This is a genomic window from Dictyobacter kobayashii, assembly GCF_003967555.1.
Taxonomy (GTDB): Bacteria; Chloroflexota; Ktedonobacteria; order Ktedonobacterales; family Ktedonobacteraceae; genus Dictyobacter; species Dictyobacter kobayashii.
In genome coordinates this window covers 1,957,600-1,977,533 of sequence record NZ_BIFS01000001.1, presented here as the reverse complement: position 1 = coordinate 1,977,533, position 19,934 = coordinate 1,957,600, and the positions used below count along the sequence as shown (strand labels likewise).

The 19,934-nt window shown below is 48.3% G+C and carries 13 protein-coding genes and 1 tRNA gene; 11 read left to right on the top strand and 3 right to left on the bottom strand.

The genetic code is table 11. The annotated features are described in order from the left end of the window. Positions 1-18: 18 nt before the first annotated feature. Positions 19-1,089 carry a class I SAM-dependent methyltransferase gene (locus EL645_RS08655; RefSeq protein ID WP_126549650.1) on the top strand — a complete coding sequence of 357 codons (1,071 nt, stop codon included), beginning with the start codon at positions 19-21 and terminating at the stop codon, positions 1,087-1,089. A 186-nt stretch (positions 1,090-1,275) separates the two neighbouring features. Here EL645_RS08655 and EL645_RS08650 read toward each other — a convergent pair. Next, a tRNA-Pro gene (locus tag EL645_RS08650) sits at positions 1,276-1,349 on the bottom strand. A gap of 930 nt (positions 1,350-2,279) precedes the next feature. Between EL645_RS08650 and EL645_RS08645 the strand changes: the two genes are divergently transcribed. From EL645_RS08645 to EL645_RS08620, 6 genes are all read left to right on the top strand, one after another. Further along, positions 2,280-2,849: a DUF11 domain-containing protein gene (locus tag EL645_RS08645; RefSeq protein WP_126549649.1), complete on the top strand. Its 570-nt coding sequence runs from the start codon at positions 2,280-2,282 to the stop codon at positions 2,847-2,849. A gap of 540 nt (positions 2,850-3,389) precedes the next feature. Then, positions 3,390-4,436 carry a phenylalanine--tRNA ligase subunit alpha gene (gene pheS / locus EL645_RS08640; RefSeq protein ID WP_126549648.1) on the top strand — a complete coding sequence of 349 codons (1,047 nt, stop codon included), beginning with the start codon at positions 3,390-3,392 and terminating at the stop codon, positions 4,434-4,436. 47 nt (positions 4,437-4,483) lie between these two features. After that, positions 4,484-7,018, top strand: coding sequence for a phenylalanine--tRNA ligase subunit beta (gene pheT, locus EL645_RS08635; protein WP_126549647.1), 2,535 nt, complete (start codon positions 4,484-4,486; stop codon positions 7,016-7,018). Positions 7,019-7,558: 540 nt separating this feature from the next. Then, positions 7,559-11,152, top strand: a complete 3,594-nt coding sequence (locus EL645_RS08630) for a BACON domain-containing protein (RefSeq protein WP_126549646.1) — start codon at positions 7,559-7,561, stop codon at positions 11,150-11,152. Positions 11,153-11,383: 231 nt separating this feature from the next. Beyond that, positions 11,384-13,537: a BACON domain-containing protein gene (locus EL645_RS08625; RefSeq protein WP_126549645.1), complete on the top strand. Its 2,154-nt coding sequence runs from the start codon at positions 11,384-11,386 to the stop codon at positions 13,535-13,537. A gap of 110 nt (positions 13,538-13,647) precedes the next feature. Next, positions 13,648-13,953, top strand: a complete 306-nt coding sequence (locus EL645_RS08620; protein WP_161977233.1) for a 2Fe-2S iron-sulfur cluster-binding protein — start codon at positions 13,648-13,650, stop codon at positions 13,951-13,953. Between the two features lie 130 nt (positions 13,954-14,083). Here EL645_RS08620 and EL645_RS08615 read toward each other — a convergent pair whose 3' ends face one another. After that, positions 14,084-15,247, bottom strand: coding sequence for a hypothetical protein (locus tag EL645_RS08615; RefSeq protein WP_126549643.1), 1,164 nt, complete (start codon positions 15,245-15,247; stop codon positions 14,084-14,086). A 635-nt stretch (positions 15,248-15,882) separates the two neighbouring features. Here EL645_RS08615 and EL645_RS08610 point away from each other — a divergent pair. The 4 genes from EL645_RS08610 (at position 15,883) to EL645_RS08595 (ending at position 18,643) form a co-directional block, all read left to right on the top strand. Next, entirely contained in the window at positions 15,883-16,116 is a 234-nt protein-coding gene (locus tag EL645_RS08610) for a hypothetical protein (protein ID WP_126549642.1), read from the top strand. After that, the gene (locus EL645_RS08605) at positions 16,113-16,997 is read left to right on the top strand and encodes an SDR family oxidoreductase (RefSeq protein WP_161977232.1); all 885 of its coding nucleotides are present in this window, start codon (positions 16,113-16,115) and stop codon (positions 16,995-16,997) included. Before EL645_RS08610 ends, EL645_RS08605 begins: the two co-directional genes overlap by 4 nt. Positions 16,998-17,159: 162 nt before the next feature. Beyond that, on the top strand, positions 17,160-18,068 hold the full coding sequence (locus EL645_RS08600; protein WP_126549640.1) for a proline dehydrogenase family protein: 909 nt from the start codon (positions 17,160-17,162) through the stop codon (positions 18,066-18,068). A 35-nt stretch (positions 18,069-18,103) separates the two neighbouring features. Next, entirely contained in the window at positions 18,104-18,643 is a 540-nt protein-coding gene (locus tag EL645_RS08595; RefSeq protein ID WP_126549639.1) for a gamma carbonic anhydrase family protein, read from the top strand. A gap of 43 nt (positions 18,644-18,686) precedes the next feature. Here the strand turns inward: EL645_RS08595 and EL645_RS08590 are convergent, their stop codons facing one another. Further along, positions 18,687-19,928 (bottom strand): FixH family protein, encoded by a 1,242-nt coding sequence (locus tag EL645_RS08590; protein WP_126549638.1) that lies wholly within the window; start codon positions 19,926-19,928, stop codon positions 18,687-18,689. Positions 19,929-19,934 lie beyond the last annotated feature (6 nt).

Here is a 19,934-nt window from a genome sequence, read left to right as displayed (position 1 = left end):
TGATGAAAGGTACTACGCATGCCATTACGCTTATCACCTCTGGACCATATTCTGTCACGCTTAAATTTAATACCTGTACCTTTGTTTGACACACCACTTGTGCCTGGTATCGCGCAGGTATTAATTACTGCCTGTGAGCTCAACTTATTTGATACCCTGGCGGATGAGCCCCTTACGCTGGACGCGCTGGCTGAGAAATTAGACTGCCATCCGCAGGGGCTGGTACTTTTACTTCAGGTACTGGTGGCGGCTGGATATATTCAACTGCATCGCGGTCACTATCGCAATACCAGGGTAACACGGCGCTGGCTGCTTACATCCTCACCCACTTCTATTGCTCCATATATTGTGCATAGCCCGGACATTGTCGACATCTGGAAGCATTTACCAGCTGCTATTCGAACTCACCAACCCTCATTGCGTATGCCTTACGATGAAGATGCCAGCGATCCTGAATTGCAACGTCAACTGGCACGTCACTATGCGGGCCTGGCCGCGTTAGCCACCGTGCTTGGTGGAGAAGTTATTCGCAAGATCCGGTTGCCTGCTGGAGCCAGCAGTCTGGTGGATATCGGGGGCTCTCATGCCGCTTATAGCGCCATGCTCTGCCGTAAATATTCACGCCTTCAGGCCACGATACTAGATATTCAACCTGGTATTGAAGCCGGCTTGCAAAACGTGGAACGGCAAGGCTTGTCCAAACGGATCCATTTTGTCTGTACTGACATTGTGCGTGACGCCTTTGAGCAAACGTTTCCCGCTACCTTTGATGCCGCGCTTTACTTTCAGATCGCCCATCTTTTGCAGCCCGAGCAGAATCGTGCCCTGCTAGCCAAAGTAGTGGCGACCCTTAAGCCAGGTGGACAAATCTTTTTTGTTGACCAGGTCACCAACCAGACGCCCTACTCCCGGCTTGCCAACACCATGGTACAACTGATGGCTATGACTATGGAAGTTGTTGGTGGCACCTGCTATCCCTTTCCAGAAGTTAAAGACTGGCTGCTCTCATGTGGCATGGAACAGGTACACCAGCACCGCCTGTTAACCCCCGGTGCTACCCTGATCACCGCCAGGAAAAAACTATCCTGATGTTTTTTTGATATGACCATTACTTTAGATAGAACCTCTCAATCTATGAAACATTTTTAGTGGTATATTATTTAAAAATCAATTAGTCGGCATACGTGGTTTGATCAGGTTGGGTTTAGCTTGGAAAAAGCAAAAAAAACAAGGTCTGAAGCTTCTTTAAGAAGACGTTTCAGACCTTGGCTCTAGTCGGGGTGAGAGGATTTGAACCTCCGACCACTACAACCCCATTGTAGTGCGCTACCGGGCTGCGCTACACCCCGCTGTTCTCATTGGAACAGGCACAAGTATAGCAGAAAAAAAAATTCAAGTCAAGCGATTTTGGTGGATTTTTTTGTTATTTCCCCCAATTTAGCAGATCTTTGCGGTGTTTTATCAGGTATAGCCGCTCACTTCCCCTCCTTTTCCTGATTTCTGGTGCTTGCAATACCTTTGCACACTATGATTTTTTGTGTCAGGTTCCCTTAAATAGGAGGCCATTCTATTCTATATCTGTAGCATTTATTGTGTTAAAAATCATTTGGCGCTTAATTGTATTAAAGAATACATGCGCTTATAAAATGCTATCTGTTCAGGAAACATCTATTATGTGAAAAATGCAAAATAATTGTTAATATGTGATGTGTATACTGTAATTAGGTGTTATGTGGAGGAGAAGGTAGAAAAGAAGATTTTCATGGGTTGGGTTGTTATTTACTCTTCGCACATCTTTTACTCTCTCCTATGTTTGTGATTACATAAAGGAGTTCCTTAATGCAAAAATTGAATGTGGCGAAGAGCCACCAGAAGTATTCACGTTTCTGGGTAAGAGCCATATTGCTGCTTATTTTCCTGTTGGGTAGCCAACTTTCAAGTGTGTTTTGTATGATTCATGGCTCAAGCTATAATGCACGTGCTGCTGCTTCACAACAGCGTATATGCAAGAATCATGAAAATAAAGTCACATCATGCCAAAAATGCAAATTACCATACAAGCACTGTATTTACTCTTCGACATTTTACTTTCTATGTTTGATTAATAAAGGAGTTCCTTAATGCAAAAATTGAATGTGCGAAGAGCCACCAGAAGTATTCACGTTTCTGGTAAGAGCCATATTGCTGCTTATTTTCCTGTTGGGTAGCCAACTTTCAAGTGTGTTTTGTTTTCATGCCATGTGCACGCTGCTGCTCCAACAAGCTATAATGCAAGAATCATGAAAATAAAGTCACATCATGCCAAAAATGCAAATCCTACAAAACCTGTTACTACACCAGCGGTTGATCTGGCGATGAATTTGACTTTAGATAATTCATTGCCGTTGAGCTCCGGAGACTCTATAACTTTTAATTTGAGTGTCACTAATGTTTCGGATACAGATGTGCAGCTCCAGCCAGGGGATCTTGGCATTGATTATGTGCTTCCCGCAGGCTTAGAGGATGTGAGTACTACAGATCAACAGTGGAGTACTACCTATATTGGAGTGGCCAGCCCGCTAGAGATTGTGACGACAAATAATAATACAGTCCTCTTACATCCGGGTGATAGCACAGTAATACTACAGATTTCTGGAGACTTATTGGATAGTGCAGTTCCTGCTCTGACCAGCACCGCTACCCTGAGTTATGATGAAGATACAAATCCGGCAAATGATACAGCTACCTTAACAGTTCCGATATCTCCGGCGATGCCTTTGGCAGCAGTGCCAACGAAGATATTGAAGGTGAAGCAGCCACCAGTTCCCGCACACGCTCACTCTCGCCTCAAGTTGAGAGCGCACTTTTAGATCTTCGCTGATTGCTGCCGTTATGCAGTAATCAGCCAGCGCTTTGAGTGCCAACTATATTAACGGTGTATGACTGTGCAACGCAGACAGTCATACACCGTTAATATAGTTAACTCGCCTTATCGCATGAGGTTGTGGAATTCTTACGCTAGACTTTTGTGCTCCAATCTGGTATCCTAGATGGTAGAAAAAATGTACTGCAATAGGCAGTGAAAAGCGATGATGGGGAGAGTAAGCGTCTAGATGCGCTCAGGGAGAGAGGGCCACCGACTGTAAGCCCTTTTGCGTGTTGATTTGCTGAAGTTCACCCCAGAGCTGGCTGTTGAACACTAATGTAAAGTAGACAGCCCCGGATAGTCACCGTTATTGGACAAACCGAGTGGAATGCTGGGTCATGCTGTATTTGCTCTGCATCTATATGTTTTAGATGCGTCAGACTATGAACTCATCATTCAATACGGGTGGTACCACGGAGCTTGCTACGCCGACAACTTCGTCCCTGTTGACGAATGTCGGTTTTTTGATTTTTTGGGAGGTTGTATGATTGGACAACTCGAACAGTTGCTCGGACAACTTGATATGCTGCGGGTGCGGGCTATCGAGGAACTGGAGCCGATCAACACATCTGCTGAGCTAGATGATTGGGATACACGCTATCTTGGACGTAATCGTGGCGAACTGAAGAATTTCTCTTCGGTCATGCCAAAACTCTCTAAAGAAGAGCGTCCCGTTGTAGGTCAGAAGATTAATGCGGTGAAGTCGGAGTTAGAGCGTAGTCTGAAAGAGAAGCGTGAGGAATTAGAGCAGCGGGAATTGATGCTGGCCCTGGAAAAGGAGCGCATTGATGTGACGTTGCCGGGTCGCGCCTTGCCGGTTGGCACAATGCATCCCATTTCGCGCACGATTCAAGAAGTGACTGATATCTTTGTAAGGATGGGTTTCAGTGTGCTACAAGGTCTGGAAGTAGAGACCGATTATCATAATTTCCAGGCGCTCAATATTCCCACCGATCATCCCGCACGTGATATGCAGGATACCTTCTGGGTTGCTCCTGGTGAGGTGTTATTGCGTACGCAGACCTCTCCGATGCAGATTCGAACTATGGAGCAATATCAGCCCCCCGTGCGGGTCGTGGTCCCTGGCAAAGTGTACCGCAATGAAGATATCGATGCCACCCATGAGGCGATGTTCCATCAAATTGAGGGTCTGCTCATCGACGAAGTGTGCACCATGGCAGATTTGAAGGGCTGCCTGGAACGTTTCGCCCACGAAATGTTCGGTCCAGAGCGACGTCTACGCTTCAGAGGCAGCTACTTCCCTTTCACCGAGCCAAGTGCTGAGGTGGATATTAGCTGTGGATTGTGCAATGGAAAAGGCTGCCGCTCCTGTAAATATAGCGGTTGGCTCGAAGTGCTGGGTTCAGGTATGGTCCATCCCAATGTATTACGCAATGTGGGCTACGATCCCAAGAAATATCGTGGGTTTGCTTTCGGTATGGGTGTTGAACGTATCGCAATGTTGAAGTATGGTATCGGAGAAATACGTCTCTTCTCCGGCAATGATCTGCGCTTCTTACGCCAATTGTAGTAGCGGGCGTGGAGTATAGACGGCGATTTTAAGAAGGAGAAGACGCTATGAGAGTTCCTTTAAGCTGGCTCAAGGAGTACGTTGAGATTACGCAGTCACCTGAAGAACTGGCCCATACCCTGACAATGGCTGGTTTAGAGGTTGAGGCGATTGAATATATTGGTCAGAGTTGGGGCGATAAAATTATTACCGCCCAGATCGATCACCTGGAAAAAGTAGAGGGATCTGATCACCTCAATTATACAAAAATTAATACAGGCACCAGCCAGATAAATGTTATCTGTGGCGCGCCCAATATTCGCCTGGGTGACAAGGTGCCGCTGGCCTTGCCTGGTGCTCAGGTTGGAGATATTACCATCAGCGAGACGCGTAAATTTGGCTATGTCTCGCAGGGCATGCTGTGTTCGCCGCGTGAATTAGGGATGGGAAATGACCATTCTGGCATCTATATTCTGGAACCAGATACCGCCCTGGGACAGCCGTTGGTGGATCTGCTGGGCGAGGTTGTGCTGGATTTTTCTATTAAGGCCCATCGTGGTGATCTTTCCTCGATTATTGGGATTGCCCGTGAAGTGGCTGCCCTGACGAAGAAGCCGCTACGCTTGCCTGAGCCTCGTTTCCAGGAGCAAGGTACGCCAGCTACTGAGATGGTTAAGGTAACAGTTGAGGATACAGAGCTGTGCCCGCGCTATACGGCGCGTGTTGTAAGCGATATAAAGGTTGCCCCATCACCCAATTGGATGGCTCGTCGCTTGCTGGCCGCAGGCCTGCGACCAATCAGCAACGTCGTGGATATTACAAACTATGTATTGTTAGAATATGGCCAGCCACTGCATAGCTTTGATTATGACCTGGTGCCGGAACAGCATATCATCGTGCGCCGCGCACATGAAGGGGAAGAACTGACCACACTGGACGGAGTCAAACGTAAGTTAACCCCCGACATGTTGCTGATCACTGATCCCACTGGCCCAATCGCCATCGCCGGAGTAATGGGTGGTGCCGCCAGCGAGGTCAGTGATAAGACCACAACAGTGCTGTTGGAGTCCGCCAATTTCCATGCTGGCAATGTTCGTCGTACCTCAACCGTGTTGGGCTTACGTACCGATGCCTCCAGTCATTTTGAGAAGGGGCTGGACCCCGAACTGGCGCTTGAGGGGGCGAATCGTGCCATGCAATTGTTGACGGAACTTGCGGGTGGTCATGTGCATCCGGGGATTGTTGATGTCTATCCACGCCCTGTACAGCCGCGCACATTGGAATTCTCGACCGATGATGTAGAGTGGTTGACCTCAATGAAAGTAACGCAAGGCGAAGTAATTGAAGCCTTGAGCGCCTTGAATTTCAGCGTGGCTGCCCTCGAAGATGGCAAAAATATGCTGGTAACCATTCCAACCTATCGTACTGATGTCACCCAGAACGCCGACCTGGTTGAAGAAGTTATTCGCTTGATCGGTTATGAGCATATTCCAAGCACTATTCCCGATGGTCCATTGCCCGAACAGACGATCGATCGCTGGTTTGAGCGTGAGCAGACCATTCGTAACTTGCTGATTGGGGCTGGCCTGAACGAAATTGTGACCTATACCCTGACCAGTCGTGCCCGTATGCTAAAGTTACTGGCCCAGGCCGATTTGAATGCTGCCAGCGTGCTCTTGCAGGCACCAAATCGATCAGCCGCCCAGGAAGAGGCGCGTATAGCTGCCAGCAACGTAAATACGACGCTGACAACTTTAGATCCTCATGCATTACCGGCGGTCACCATTGTGAATCCGCTCAGTTCAGACTTGGAAGCGTTACGTTTGACTTTGATGAGTAATCTGCTGGAAACCATTCAGGAGAATAGCAAACATAACAAAGCAGGCCTGCGCTTCTTTGAAGTGGGTCGCCGTTATCTACCCACGGGCAACAAAGCGCAATTGCCAGATGAGCGTCGCACGGTTGCTTTTGCCTTATCTGGCCCGGCGGAGAACTCCTGGTTGCCAGAACTCTCGCATCCAGCAGATTTCTACGATGTAAAAGGTGTCGCTGAGACCTTGTTGGCCGGTCTGAAGATCAGGAGCTATCGTTTCACGCCTACTCAGCATCCTACCTTCCATCCAGGCCGCTGTGCCTTGCTGGAACTGGCCTATATTACCGAAAGTGGAGACCAGGTCTTCCGTCCCGTTGGTGTCTTAGGTGAGGTCCATCCACTTGTGCAGCAGCGCTATGATCTTCCTCTGCGTGCTTATCTTGCCGAGTTTGATCTAGAAGCTCTCTATGCGGCAGTGCCTAGCGAGATTGTGTATCAGCCAATTTCACGCCATCAAGAGTTGACGCGTGACCTGGCGCTGGTAGTGGATCAGCATATCGCGGCCCAGGATATTAAGAGAGATATTGTACGTCATGGCGGTGAGCTATTGCGTTCGGTCGATCTCTTCGATGTTTATACTGGCGATCCCATTCCAGCCGGGAAAAAGAATCTGACCTATACACTGGTCTACCAGGCACAGAATCGAACCCTGAAAGATGCTGAAGCAAACGAATTGCAGGAACGCATCATTCGCCTGTTAAATGAAGATTTTGGCGCTATCCTGCGCTAGATCATGCCACATGTGTACAACAGGAGGAATTTCACCCTCTCCGTCCTTCCGGGGAAGGACGGAGAGCTACCATTGATATTTCTATTGCGCGTAAAATGTTAAAACGCAATGTTATTTAATGTAATAAGAAACGCATTATATTAATCTTTTTGGCTAATAAAAACTGGTAGCGTGCTTACACAGTTGAAAAAAGTATGCATACATTCTATAGTGTAGACACGTACTATATATCTTTCATATTTTTATGTTAATATTCTGTGCGGCCGTTTTATCTCCTGCTCTGTGCCCTTCTGAAGGCCAGAGAGTTTCTACGTTGGAAAGATTGGAACTCAAAATGCCTATTTTTGCTGTTTCAAGTGACAATTGTCAATTGCCAACGTTTAATCATTGTGAGTTACTTACAATGATTAAACCAGCGTCTTTTAACTGTCAAGTGGAGGGATGTGCGTGCCAATAGACATTTGTCCGCTTTAATAAAGTGAAGAATTGGCATGTATTGGGTATGTTTTCTTATATTTTATCACCAGAAGAGCAAAAAGCATGAATCAATGTTTGCGTTGTAATCAGCCATGTAGTGTTTCTGCAATCTTATGTGAGCAGTGTCGCTTACAATTACAACGACCTGGTCGACAGGACGAGCTGAAAGCGAAAAGCGGAGAGACAATTGCAAATTATTACGTATCTCCTCCATCTGAGCAGATGGCACTGAAGCAAAATGATATATCCATGGGGCCCGATGCCAGGATTTCTGCTTCGACACCTGCTCAGATGGAGGAGCCCTTTTATTTTGAGCCCATCAATGAGGAGGCCAGCGGCGCGAAACCTTCTCATTCATTCCTGCCAGCCGAGTCATTTGCGCCAGAAGCGGATCTATTGTCGACTGATATGGCGTCGCTTTCTTCTGCCGCTACCGTTCCGATGAGTGCTTTTTACCCGGAACCTGATATCCCTGCTCAAGATGAGCAAGAGTGGGCAAATGCGGCTGAATATTCGGCTGCAGCGGACCAATCGTTGCATATGTTGAATGATGCTGCCAGAATGATTGCAGAGGTAGATGGTGAGCCTGCGCAGGGTGGCAGAGCACCACGAGCATCGCGGTTATCGCCATTGCGCGATATCTCGGCGGACATTCGCCGCGAGAGCACCCCTTTACCGGCAACCGCTTTCAGTACAGAACATATGCGCAATGCACTGGATGAGCATCTGCCCGACCTCTGGCCATGGTTACATACAGCGGAAATCGACGAAGAGAAAGATGAATGGATCGATCACACTGATCCATTGCTTTCACGGCGTTTCCCTTCGAGTACCCAGATCAAGCAGATAGAAAGAACCGACCGCTTCCGTGCTCTAGGCTATCGAATGGAGTTATTCTGGCAGGGTGTTCAGCAATCGCCGCGCAAATGGATACGTATTTTATTTATCGTCATGTGTTCGATAGCTATTGTGGCTCTGGCTGTGGATGCCGTCCTGGTAACTTTTTTAGAGCATGGAACGCCTTCGTTCGCTGGATCGCCACCCACCATGACGCTTTCTACGCGTTTTGCTAATCAGGGTGACCTTGTCACTGTTCATCTTAAAGATTTCCCTCCCTCCGCATTAGTTGTAATGTCGCATGATCTTCAAGAACATGTGACACTGGTTCGCCAGGGCGATATTATTCATATTGGTCCAGAGGGAACAAAAGATGTCGTTATGTCGATCGATGAAGATTGGGAGACTGGATCGCATACCATAGAGGCTGAAGACATTAACACACGTTATACCGCGAGTGCAATGTTATCGATTGGCATTGGTCCAACACGTCCCGCTCATTTACAATTGGATGCCACAGATATTGATCTTGGTTCATCCTTGCAAGGTGGAAGCACTTTAAGGACCATCCATTTAATTAATGCTGGTGGAGGTGTCATCAGTTGGTCCGCCAGCAGTAGTTCCTCGTGGTTGCAGTTTACACCAAATCATGGCATGTTTAGTGATCGTGAAAGCATTCAAGTCGCTGCCGATCGTACAAAATTAAAGCCAGGAGAATATGACGGGAAAATCACATTATCCTCCAATGTGAGTGCGCCACAAGATATAACGGTCCATATGAAGGTATTGGCAATTCCTGCCAACGCAGGGGCGGTCTTGAGTGTCGCTCCTCCTGTAATGACCTTTACTGCTACTGATGGTATGTCAAATCCACCCTCCCAATCCCTGGTTATCTCAAATCCTGGTAAACAGCCATTGCATTGGTCTCTGGATGGTCAGTTACCTGCGCTACAATCTGATACTAATTCATATGTAAGTAGTTTAATCAAATCCACCAACAATTGGGTGAATGTAAGTGCCAACTCTGGCACAGTGCTTCCAGGGTCAACGGAAGCAGTAAACATCAATGTTCATAGCCTGGCTTTGTTGCCTGGTACTTACACTAGTTCATTAAAGTTCACGGCTACAAAAGCTTTGAATAGCCCACAGACCGTAGGGATCTCATTGACAGTGTCGCCTCGCTGTAGTTTGTTACTCAGTACTGGTAATTTGTTCTTTACCACCGTGGCTGGTCAGGATGGCACTAATAATCAAGTGTTGAACATGATGGGGAATGCCAGTTGCAATGATAATACAAATTGGAGTGTTTCATCTACAGTGCACTGGTTAACTATCACGCCTACCAGTGGTCAATTGATGAATGCTGCTACCGCATCTACTACCATTACTACTAATACCGCCGGTATGGCACCGGGGACCTACAACGGAACGATTACTGTCACTATGGCTCAAAGTACGCAGACGGTCGCCGTTCAGTTGATTGTGCAGCCACCGCCGCCGCCATCGGCCCCAATTATGGGGGCATCACCTTTGAATTTGAACTTTAGTGTTACAAAGGGACAGAGTAATCCACCTGGCCAGAGCATCGCTATCGCGAATACCGGGCAAAGCGCATTGACCCTGGCTGTAACACCTAAACCACTCTCGACGTGGCTAAGTGTAGTGCAGACCCCCACTATTATTCCTGCTGGTCAGACCAGTAGTTTGATGGTAAATGTGGATGCCAGTAACCTGACGCCTGGAAGCTATACGGGACAGATCGCTCTTAGTGGTGTGGATTCCAATGGTAATCCAGCCAGTGGTAGCCCCCAGACTATTGGTGTAACCTTTACCGTTTTTGCACCCTGTACTTTAACTTTCCCTTCGGCGACCTCACTGGCCTTCAATTCAGTCCAGGGTAGCGCCGATCCTGCGCCACAGCAATTCACTTTTACTGCTTCTGGTAATTGCAACTGGCCATTGACCTGGAAGATCGATCATAGTGCAGCGGCCTCATGGTTGAAGCTTTCACCTGATAATGGACAGTTTACGACCAGTTCTCAGTCAGCAACGGTAGTGATCAATCCTACTAATGCAGGTTTGCTGGCAGGAAATTATAATGAATCTGTCGCTATTAGCGCGACAGATAGCAGCGGGCATACTGTTCCTGGTAGCCCTCAAACGTTGTCAGTAGCGTTCGCGATCCAAAAGCCCTGTACTATTCAGGCTACCTCGCCCGGTCTTACTTTCTCAGCTAACCAGGGCCAGACAGGTACCGCACAGAGCATTCCTTTGAGTCTGTCCGGTAACTGTGTCCTACCTGTATCATGGACTGCTACGGCTAACAGCAGCTGGATTAATTTAACCTCTGCTTCGGGAAGCGATAATGGGCAGGGTAGCGCAGTGGGTGTGAATATTGATGCGAGCGGTTTAAATATTGGTACCTATAATGGTATTATTACGGTATCTCCTAGCGGTAATGGCGGCTCCGCAGTTGTTGGTCAACCACAAATACCGGTAACGCTGACAGTAACTGGAACTACTGTCAGTGTAACAGTAAACTCATGTGCGACTTCTGATTGTGCATCGCCGGTGCCATTGGCCGGTGCCCTGGTTTCACTCTCAGATTCGACTGGTAAAATTATTGCCAGTCAGACGGCTGATGTTAATGGCGTTGCGACCTTCTCCAACGTGCCAATTGGTACATACACAGTGGTTGCCAACGGAACAGACATCGCCCAGGTGTTATATTCGGGCAGCAGTTCGGTTGCTGTGACTGGAAATGTTGTCAATTTGAGTATTAACGCAATAGCTGCTAGTACACCCACGCCTTCTCCTTGATGGCGTTGCCTGATCGCAGTAATGATAGAGCAAGAGGCCCGCTTGAACACAATAAAAGTTCAAGCGGGCCTCTTGCTCTATCATTTTATTTGCACATATAAATATTGCAGGTTGTAACGTATCTATAATAGGGGGCTAGAAATGCGCAGATAGATATTTGGGATTGAGGCTATTTTTACGTCTTTTTATTATGAATATTCCTTGCAAAATCAGAGTTAAAAAAGGTGGATTATGAATACCAGACGTTGTATCTATTGTCAGGCTTTACAACTTGCCGAAGCTCAGACATGTAGCCGCTGTGGACATGAGTTAGCTCATGCACCTGTACGCGGGATGCAACAGGATTCAATGCCACTGGCTGCCTCTCATCGCGCCGGACATACTGTAGGGTTGCATCCTGAAGATCAACCCTACCAATCCAGTATGATGATGGCTCAACGTCCAGCATCTGATGAAAAGGAGCCTCTACCTCGAAGTAAGCAGGCTCCAGAGCATATTGTATTTCCTTCTACTTTGGAGGCCTCGGCTGTGAAGGCGCGTCGGACGGCGCTCTTACGCCAGCGGACAGCTAGCAATCGGCTTGGGAATGAGCGAGATGCGGTACGCTGGTCACTACCTGCCCGGCGCAATGTTGGTTTCTCCCGCCGCACTATTTCTTCGCTATTGACGCTCTCATGCATCTTCTTATTATTGTCGGTTAGCATTATCGCTTTTGTTTTAATCGGTCGCCATGCAACGATTGCTACTGCGGTAATTCAGGCTACGCCCGACACATTGCGTGCCGATGATACCTTTACCCTGTCAGGAAGAGGTTTTTCACCACATGATGAAATAACTTTTTTTCATGATAATCATCACAACTTTCTTGACGAAAATGGACAACCACTGTCCATCCACACTGATAATCTGGGGGCTTTCTCACTGCAAGCTCAAATACCCGGCGATTGGGGAGTTGGGGTGCATCAGATCGATGCGGTGGATAGCGCGCGCAGCGTGGAGGCGGTAACTGATATTCACATAAAAGAGCCATCCACCCAGCCATCCGCGCTCCAACTTTCGCAACACGATTCCAGTTTTCCCGCGGCTGCTCCTGGCATCATTTCCAGCCAATCAATTATTTTATCTAATACTGGGGGAGGCCAGCTTTCCTGGGCTGCAAGTAGTGATCAAACATGGTTAAGTACCTCTCCCAGCAGCGGTACCTTTTCTGGTAGTCAAAGTGTGCAGATCGTAGTAAATCGAGGCAACCTTGTTCCCCAGCCATATAGTGGACATATTACCTTTACCCAGAAAGGGAATAGTAGTGTGGCTCTCGTTGTGAATGTCTCTATGGAAGTAACGCCTGCTCCGGCTGTCTTAACTCTTTCTACGACCCGGCTACACTATTCAGCCAGTAACAGTCAGGACCCGGCAGATCAATCAATTACCCTCCATAATAGCGGCCAGAAGGCCTCTAGCTGGTCTATCACTACCGCCATGGGTAATAATAGCAACTGGTTTACAGTTAGTCCGGACCATGATGAACTGGCGCCAGGAGCCAGTGAGACGCTGATTGTCAGCGCGCACTCCTATCACCTGGCCGCCAGCACGTACCAGGGAACCATCCAATTTTCAGGTGGGACAGATGCTAGTATCGGAGTTGTAATGGATGTGGTGGAAGCGGGAAACCTGGTCGCTTCGCCACCTGCGCTTAATTTTACCGCCCTGGCCGGCCAGGCAGCGGCTAATCAGACTGTGACCCTCCAAAATAGTGGTGGTTTTGCTCTGGATTGGGAGAGTAGTGTCGCGACGACAGACCAGGGAAAATGGTTGCAGATCTTGCCGGGCAGTGGTTCGCTGGTAGGTGGTGAACAACTACCGGTAACTGTAAGCGCAACTGCTAAAGGGTTACGTCCAGGCTCCTATCAGGGGACGATTACCTTTACCTCTTCAAGTGGTAATATCCGCCAGCTGGCTGTGGCACTGGTGGTTACTGCTCCTCCTACCCCTGCCATCAATGCGCAGCCCGGTAGCCTGAGTTTTACAGCCGTAAAGGGTCATGATTCTCCTGCTCAGACCATTACTGTACAGAACACGGGCAATACTAATCTACAATGTACTATCGTTGTGGATGGGATTGATAAAAGCCTGCTCACAGTCATACCCTCCCAGGGCAACATAAAAGCTGGTGAAAGTATAACTCTAACTGTAGTTCTTCATACTCCTCAGAATGGATTTACCCTATCTACTGCCACGATCCTGATTACAGGTACAGCGCCAGATTCTACCACTGTGCAGCAAAAAGTCCAGGTAAACATCAGTAGCGCTGCCCCGGCCCAGGCGGCAACCCCCCTGCCAGCTAAAACCGCCCGGGCCGCTGTCTGGCAGTCTCAGCGACCCGGATAGTGCCTGCCGCTCGTTTTATTGACGCTCCTTACCTTCTGTGCTATAGTCTGACAAGGCATAATCAAGCTATGCTATATAAATAAGCTATTACTATTGCGGAGGATAGAGTCGTGCCAACCATTACATATGTACGTGAGAATGTACGGGTGGAAGTGCCCGAAGGAGATACTGTCCGTTACCCAGCGTTAGAGAACGATGTTCCCATCTATTGCGGCCTTTACAAGTTCGCAAACTGCCATGGCAATGGTTTTTGCGGCACTGACCGCGTTGCTGTCTCCCCTTCTACCAGTACCAGTGAGCTTTCTTTCATGGAGAAGTTCTGGTTGCGCAGCGACCTGAAGAAGAATCCTAACATGCGCCTGGCCTGTCAGGTAAAGGTTTTTGGTGACGTCTCAGTCGATACGCAGTGCAAGTAAACACATATTTTTTATGAAGGCACATAAAGAACCCCGGGTAACGAGCCTCTTCTAATCATTTCCAAGCAGTAGAAAGCGCGTCCCGGGGTTCTTTATGTGCTTTTTATGTGTTGATCGCGTTCATGTTTATTTATCTGACGGCAAAATAGAGTCGCTGGGCAAATTGATTATTCCAATACAGTTCTACATAGCCTGAAAGACGGTTCGGGAACTGCATGGTCATCTGGGTATTATAGACCGATGCCGCATTGTAGGTAAGCTTCTTTGGAACCGATTGAGGCGTATAGAACTTGCCATTGGTATACCATTTAGCTGTGACAGTGCCTTCCTGACCCTTCGGCGGTTGAACGCTAAAGGTTAGATAAAAGGTCTGGCCAGGAGAAAACACAGTTACCGACTGCACTGGTAGATTATTTTTATCAATATGGGTAGCCAGGGAAGCCGCCGGGATAATATTCACGGCGGGCCCACTATCTTTAGCTGTAAGCTGGGGTGGGTCCGGAATGGTCTGGTTATTTGCCGGGATACTTGAGACGGGCTTGCCGTTATAAAAGGCAACCAGCTTGTCCCAGTTTCCGCTGGCCTTGGCATAATAACCTGCGCCAGAGCAAAGCAAGAGCCCAACAATCAATACGCTTAAGAAGCCGCTGATCACACGATGTTTGGGTACAATTGGACGCGGTTTGGTGAACATTGGAGGTACATGTACCACATCTGGATTTAACGGTTCGGCTGGCAAGAGGTGTTCAACCGCCTGTTGTGGGACTAATTGCAGCGAGATGGTTGGCTGGCGTCCTCCAGGTTGTAGGTCCATCCCTCCTTGATAAGGGACTGGTAACATTGATTGCTGTTGATCTTGTGGCGCCGCCAGGCCTTGTTCGCCTGTCTGTGCTCCTAATTGCCCGGAGGGCTGTTGCCAGGAGGGCATTGGATTGAGTGGCTCAGATTGTTGCCACGCAGGAATTGGATTATATTGATCCGATGATTGTTGCCATGCTGGCATCGGGTTTGCATTGGTCTGCCAGGAATTATTGGAACCGGGTTGGGCGTAATTATTGGTTTGCCAGGGGTTGGCAGCAGCATTAAATGGCATTTGAGAAACCTGTGGCTGTTCCCATTGTCCCCCAGATGGCGCGCCGTTCTGCATGGCAGGGCCACCCCAGGATGTAGCATTAGGAGCCCCGGCTCCCCAGCCAGCGTGTTGAGAATTATTTAGCAGCGGAGATGGCGCTCCACAATTCGGGCATGGTGCCTCATTCGCTACACGTGCTGCTTTACAAAAGGTACAGAACATTTTCCTCGCCTATCTTATAGAATTCTGACAAATACGCTTAAGTCTACAATTGTCAACACAATTTTACACTACACCACAGTAACACTTAACTCCCGGTTCGATCAAGTTTTGCTGTTTGCTTTAGGGCAAAATGGCTATATATAATCCGCATATCTCCATTTTGTTTCATGGTATATCAAAACTAAGCTGCTAAATATGCTTCACTTGCGCGTGTTCTTTGCCAGGTGTTACCATGGATTCATTGTTGGTGTTTTTCCTACCTACAGATACTATATAATCATGACACCGCTTCAGGACGTGTAAGAGAGTGTCATACTCTCGTGATCATCGCCTATAGCCTGGATGATTTTTCGCACCTGCGGTGCTTAGAAATCTTTGTGTTGGGGCATCAGGGCGCATTCGCGCCCTGATGCCCCAACACAAAAAACAGCGTGGCCGCGCATGCGGTCGCCTGTGTGGGGCGCTCAAGCACCCCCGAGCTTTTTTTCTTGCGTGGTGCAAAAAGACTTCTTGAGCGCCCTCGGCACTCAAACTCAGGCTTGAAGAGCGCGGCAATCATTGAGGATAAGCTACATTCTAATAGAACGACTGAATGTTGATGATATGTATAGTTGGAAGGGCATTTCTTTCAATTTATGGCTGAGACGCAGGAACAATGGTATAACAGGCAAGCTATTGAGCAATTAGCGCAACATATCCCTTTTGAGCGTGATCTAGCCTGTAAAGCTGAGCTAATAGAGATGTTGCGGGGTCTTGTTATTCGTCATGGTCGAGGGATGGACCCACTATCATTTGGTTTTGAGGCACGCAACGAACTTATACGTCTTGGCTTATGGAGCCGTATTGGGCCAGAAGGGACACAAATATGACAAGAAAGACTATTTTAATTACGGGGTGTTCAAGCGGATTTGGTCGCCGTACAGCCCTGGATTTGGCGCGCCGTGGCTGGCATGTTTTGGGGACGGTGCGTAAGGAGTCTGATGGCGCCAGCCTGGTACAGGAAGCGGAGCAGCAGCACTGTGGCTATAATATTACTCCGCTGCTCTGCGATATCACCCATGGTGAGCAGATTGAAAAGCTGCTGGCCGAGGTCAAAGATATTTTGTTGGCGGAGCAACCAACCTCTCGCGGCGAGACGCCACACCTGGATGCATTGCTTAATAATGCCGGTACCGCTTATGGTGGCCCGATTGAATTGATGCCTTTAGAAGATATACGCGCGCAGTTTGAGCTTAACGTATTCGCCCAGGTTGCGGTCACACAGGCATTTCTGCCTTTACTCAAGGTTGCACGTGGCAAGATTATCTTTGTAAGCAGCATTTCAGGTCGTATCTCTGTTCCTGTCACAGGAGTTTATTCTGCCAGTAAATATGCGCTGGAAGCTTTGGGTGATGCCCTGCGCCTGGAACTGGCCCCCTTTGGTGTGCGTGTCAGTATAATCGAGCCAGCCTCCAGCCCTACAAGTATCTGGAGAACAAGTCTACAACGCTCATTTGAGCATATTGGTGACGCTAGCGAGAATGGCCCTTATGTCCGTCTCTTGAAGATGGCCGAAAAGTCCGCCATCCAATCCAGCCAAACCGGTTTCCCGGTGCAAAAATTTGCCGACACGGTTGTGCGTATTCTAGAGAGTGCGCGACCGCGTGCGCGCTATGGCGTACCTTTTTCCGCCTCTCTATTGATGACATTGCGCCGTCTCATGCCCGATATTTTATGGGATCGACTGATCCGTTTAGCCATGCGCTGGTAAGCTTGTACTGTCCTCATAAAAATCTGGCAAACACCCTGCTTCCTTGTGCTATTATAGGTAGAGCAAATAAATTTTGCAGCTGGTGACAGGAATGATAGCTTCGATCTAAGCGATCGCATATCATTCATTTTTTTGCTTCTCCTCGCTGAAAGGATGCCAAAGATGCTCAAAGATACCTTACTCTACCTCGCCCAGAATCCGCGCTTACGCGATTTCGTGGTGCAGAATAAAATTACTCGCAATGCTTCGCGCCGCTTTGTCGCGGGTGAAGTGTTGGAGGATGCAGTACGTGCCACACGCGCGCTCAACAATCGTGGGATTCAGGTGGCGTTGGATTTGTTAGGTGAAAATGTGGCTCTCAAAGAAGAGGCCACGGAAGCGGCGCGGAATTATATAAATGCCATTGAATTAATTAGCAGGACCCAGATTGATGCCAATATTTCTATCAAATTAACTGCCCTGGGCCTCGATATTTCTCCTGATTTATGTGAGGAACTGCTTTCAACCATTTTGGAGAGTGGACAAGAGCACAACGTGTTTGTCTGTATCGATATGGAAGGCTCCGCATATACGGATCAGACCGTCGCTATAGCTAAACGGGCTCACGAACGCTATGGACTGGTTGGAACGGTCATTCAATCCTATCTCTATCGTAGCCAGGCTGATATTACGCAACTGGTCGATCAGGGCATACGGGTGCGCCTGGTGAAAGGAGCGTATAAAGAGCCGCAAAGTATTGCGTACCAGGAGAAGTCCGATGTTGATAATAACTATGTGCAACTGATGAACATCCTCCTGGCGCGCGGAAATTTTCCGGCTATTGCCTCGCATGATGAAGCTATCATCGATGCGGCCTGCAAGTTTGTGCGTGATCATGGCATCAGTAAATCTTCCTTTGAATTTCAAATGCTCTATGGGATACGCCGTGATTTACAAGAAAAATTAGTCGGACAAGGTTACAATGTGCGCGTCTACGTTCCCTATGGTTCCCATTGGTATCCTTATCTGATGCGCCGTATGGCTGAGCGTCCCGCGAACTTAATGTTTGTGATGACCAATGTCTGGCGTTAAGCAGGGATTGTTGTAGAGATTGATAAGGAGGGACTATGCCTGTTTTGCCCTATCGCGGAGTCTGGCCAACGATCGGAAAAGATGTGTTTATCGCTCCCGGTGCCATGGTCATCGGTAACGTAGTGCTTGAGGAAGGCGTCAGCATCTGGTACAACGCCGTTTTACGCGGGGATAGTGCCAATATTGTGGTAAGACGCCATAGCAATATTCAAGACAATTGTACGTTGCATGTGGATGCTGGGGCTCCAATTGAGATTGGTGAAGAGTGCACGATTGGACATAATGCTGTGGTGCATGGCGCTACTCTAGGGGCACGCGTCCTGGTTGGTATGAATGCCGTTGTGTTATCGCATGCTCGCATTGATGCTGAAACTATCATCGGGGCCAGTGCACTGGTTGGTGAGGGAAAGCATATTCAAGGACATGTATTGGCGCTTGGCATGCCGGCACGCGTTGCACGTAGTTTGAATGAGAATGAGCTGCTTGTCCTGGAGCTGAGCGCTCGCCATTATGCAGAGCTGGCTCAGGAGTACCGAGCTGAAGAGGCTAGCGGGAATACCTCCTCATCTTCATAGCTATTCAGCTCGGTAATATGCCTGGACGGCATAGGATCAATGCCTATGCCGTCAGGGTGATTTTGAAGGTATCCGTCAACGGTTTCTGCCCTGGCCGTTTAATCTCCACCTGGATATTCCACAACCCTGCCATATTGAAGGCCGTACGTTTATCGAAGGTTGCGATATAAACAGGATTCCCCCCTTGCACACTGGCCTTTCCCTCTCCCATCTTCATTAACTGCATATCAGTTGTAAGATTGACCTGTGCATCAGTGACAGATCTATTCTTATTATCAGTGATTATCACAATCACTGTATGCTCATATCCTACGCGTCCTGGCAGTAGCTGCAGCGTAACTGTCAAATCTCCCATCTGGCGCGTTTGAGCATTGATGGGAATGTTCTTTGGGGTCAGAGTCTGGCGTTCATAGTTAATATTCGGAAAATCGATTGGTGGCGCGAAAAACAACTGCAGCGAAGAACATAACAAAACGATCATGCCACAGATAGCCAGGGATTTTGCTGTTAGTTTAAGGAGGCGCCGTGTACTGCTGATCTCTGATTGCCGTGTTCGCCTGTCTGGCAGATCGGCTTTGACTACTGGTAGCAGGAGAGCCTGATGTGTCAGTCTTGGACGGATGATGTACAGGGCGTAGACGCTCAAGCAGACAAGAACAAGGGTTACTAGAATCTGAATCAGGAGCGTGCGCCCAAAGGGATCATTGATCAGTTGTTGTGCGTTGCTGATACTGGCTTCACTTAAAAAGAGTCCGGTGACCAATTGAATGGCCATACCTGTCATTAGGATCGGCGTCAGACGGCGTAGCAGGAATGTAAGTGTTTCTGTGTTATATTCGAACTCAGCCCCACTGAGAAGTGGCAGAAGCACATAGGCAAGGTAGGTGAAGCCTCCCAACCAGATCCCTTGTGCTAGTAGATGTAGCCAATCGAAAACAATGGCGCTCATATAAGGATTGAGCACCTGGACAATTGAACTGGTAAAGACGAATGTAAGGGCGATCAGGCTGGCCAGAACTAACCAGATGACGGTGTGACGCTGTGGTTCAGCCACTTCAGTCACTGGTGTTTCGATCAGGTTGCGCGTCTTGCGTGGACTGGCCGCTTTCATCTCTTGCGTGGAGAGACGCTCAAAATTGGTCATTGGTTCAGGTTCAGGATCTACTACCTGGACAGGTTTACGCCGATTTGTCAGATAGAGAAAAACCATCGCTGTGATAATCAAAAGGAGGCGCACCAACCAGATTGAGCCATAAGCTGTATCTGGAATGATGTTGAAAAGCAAGGGAAT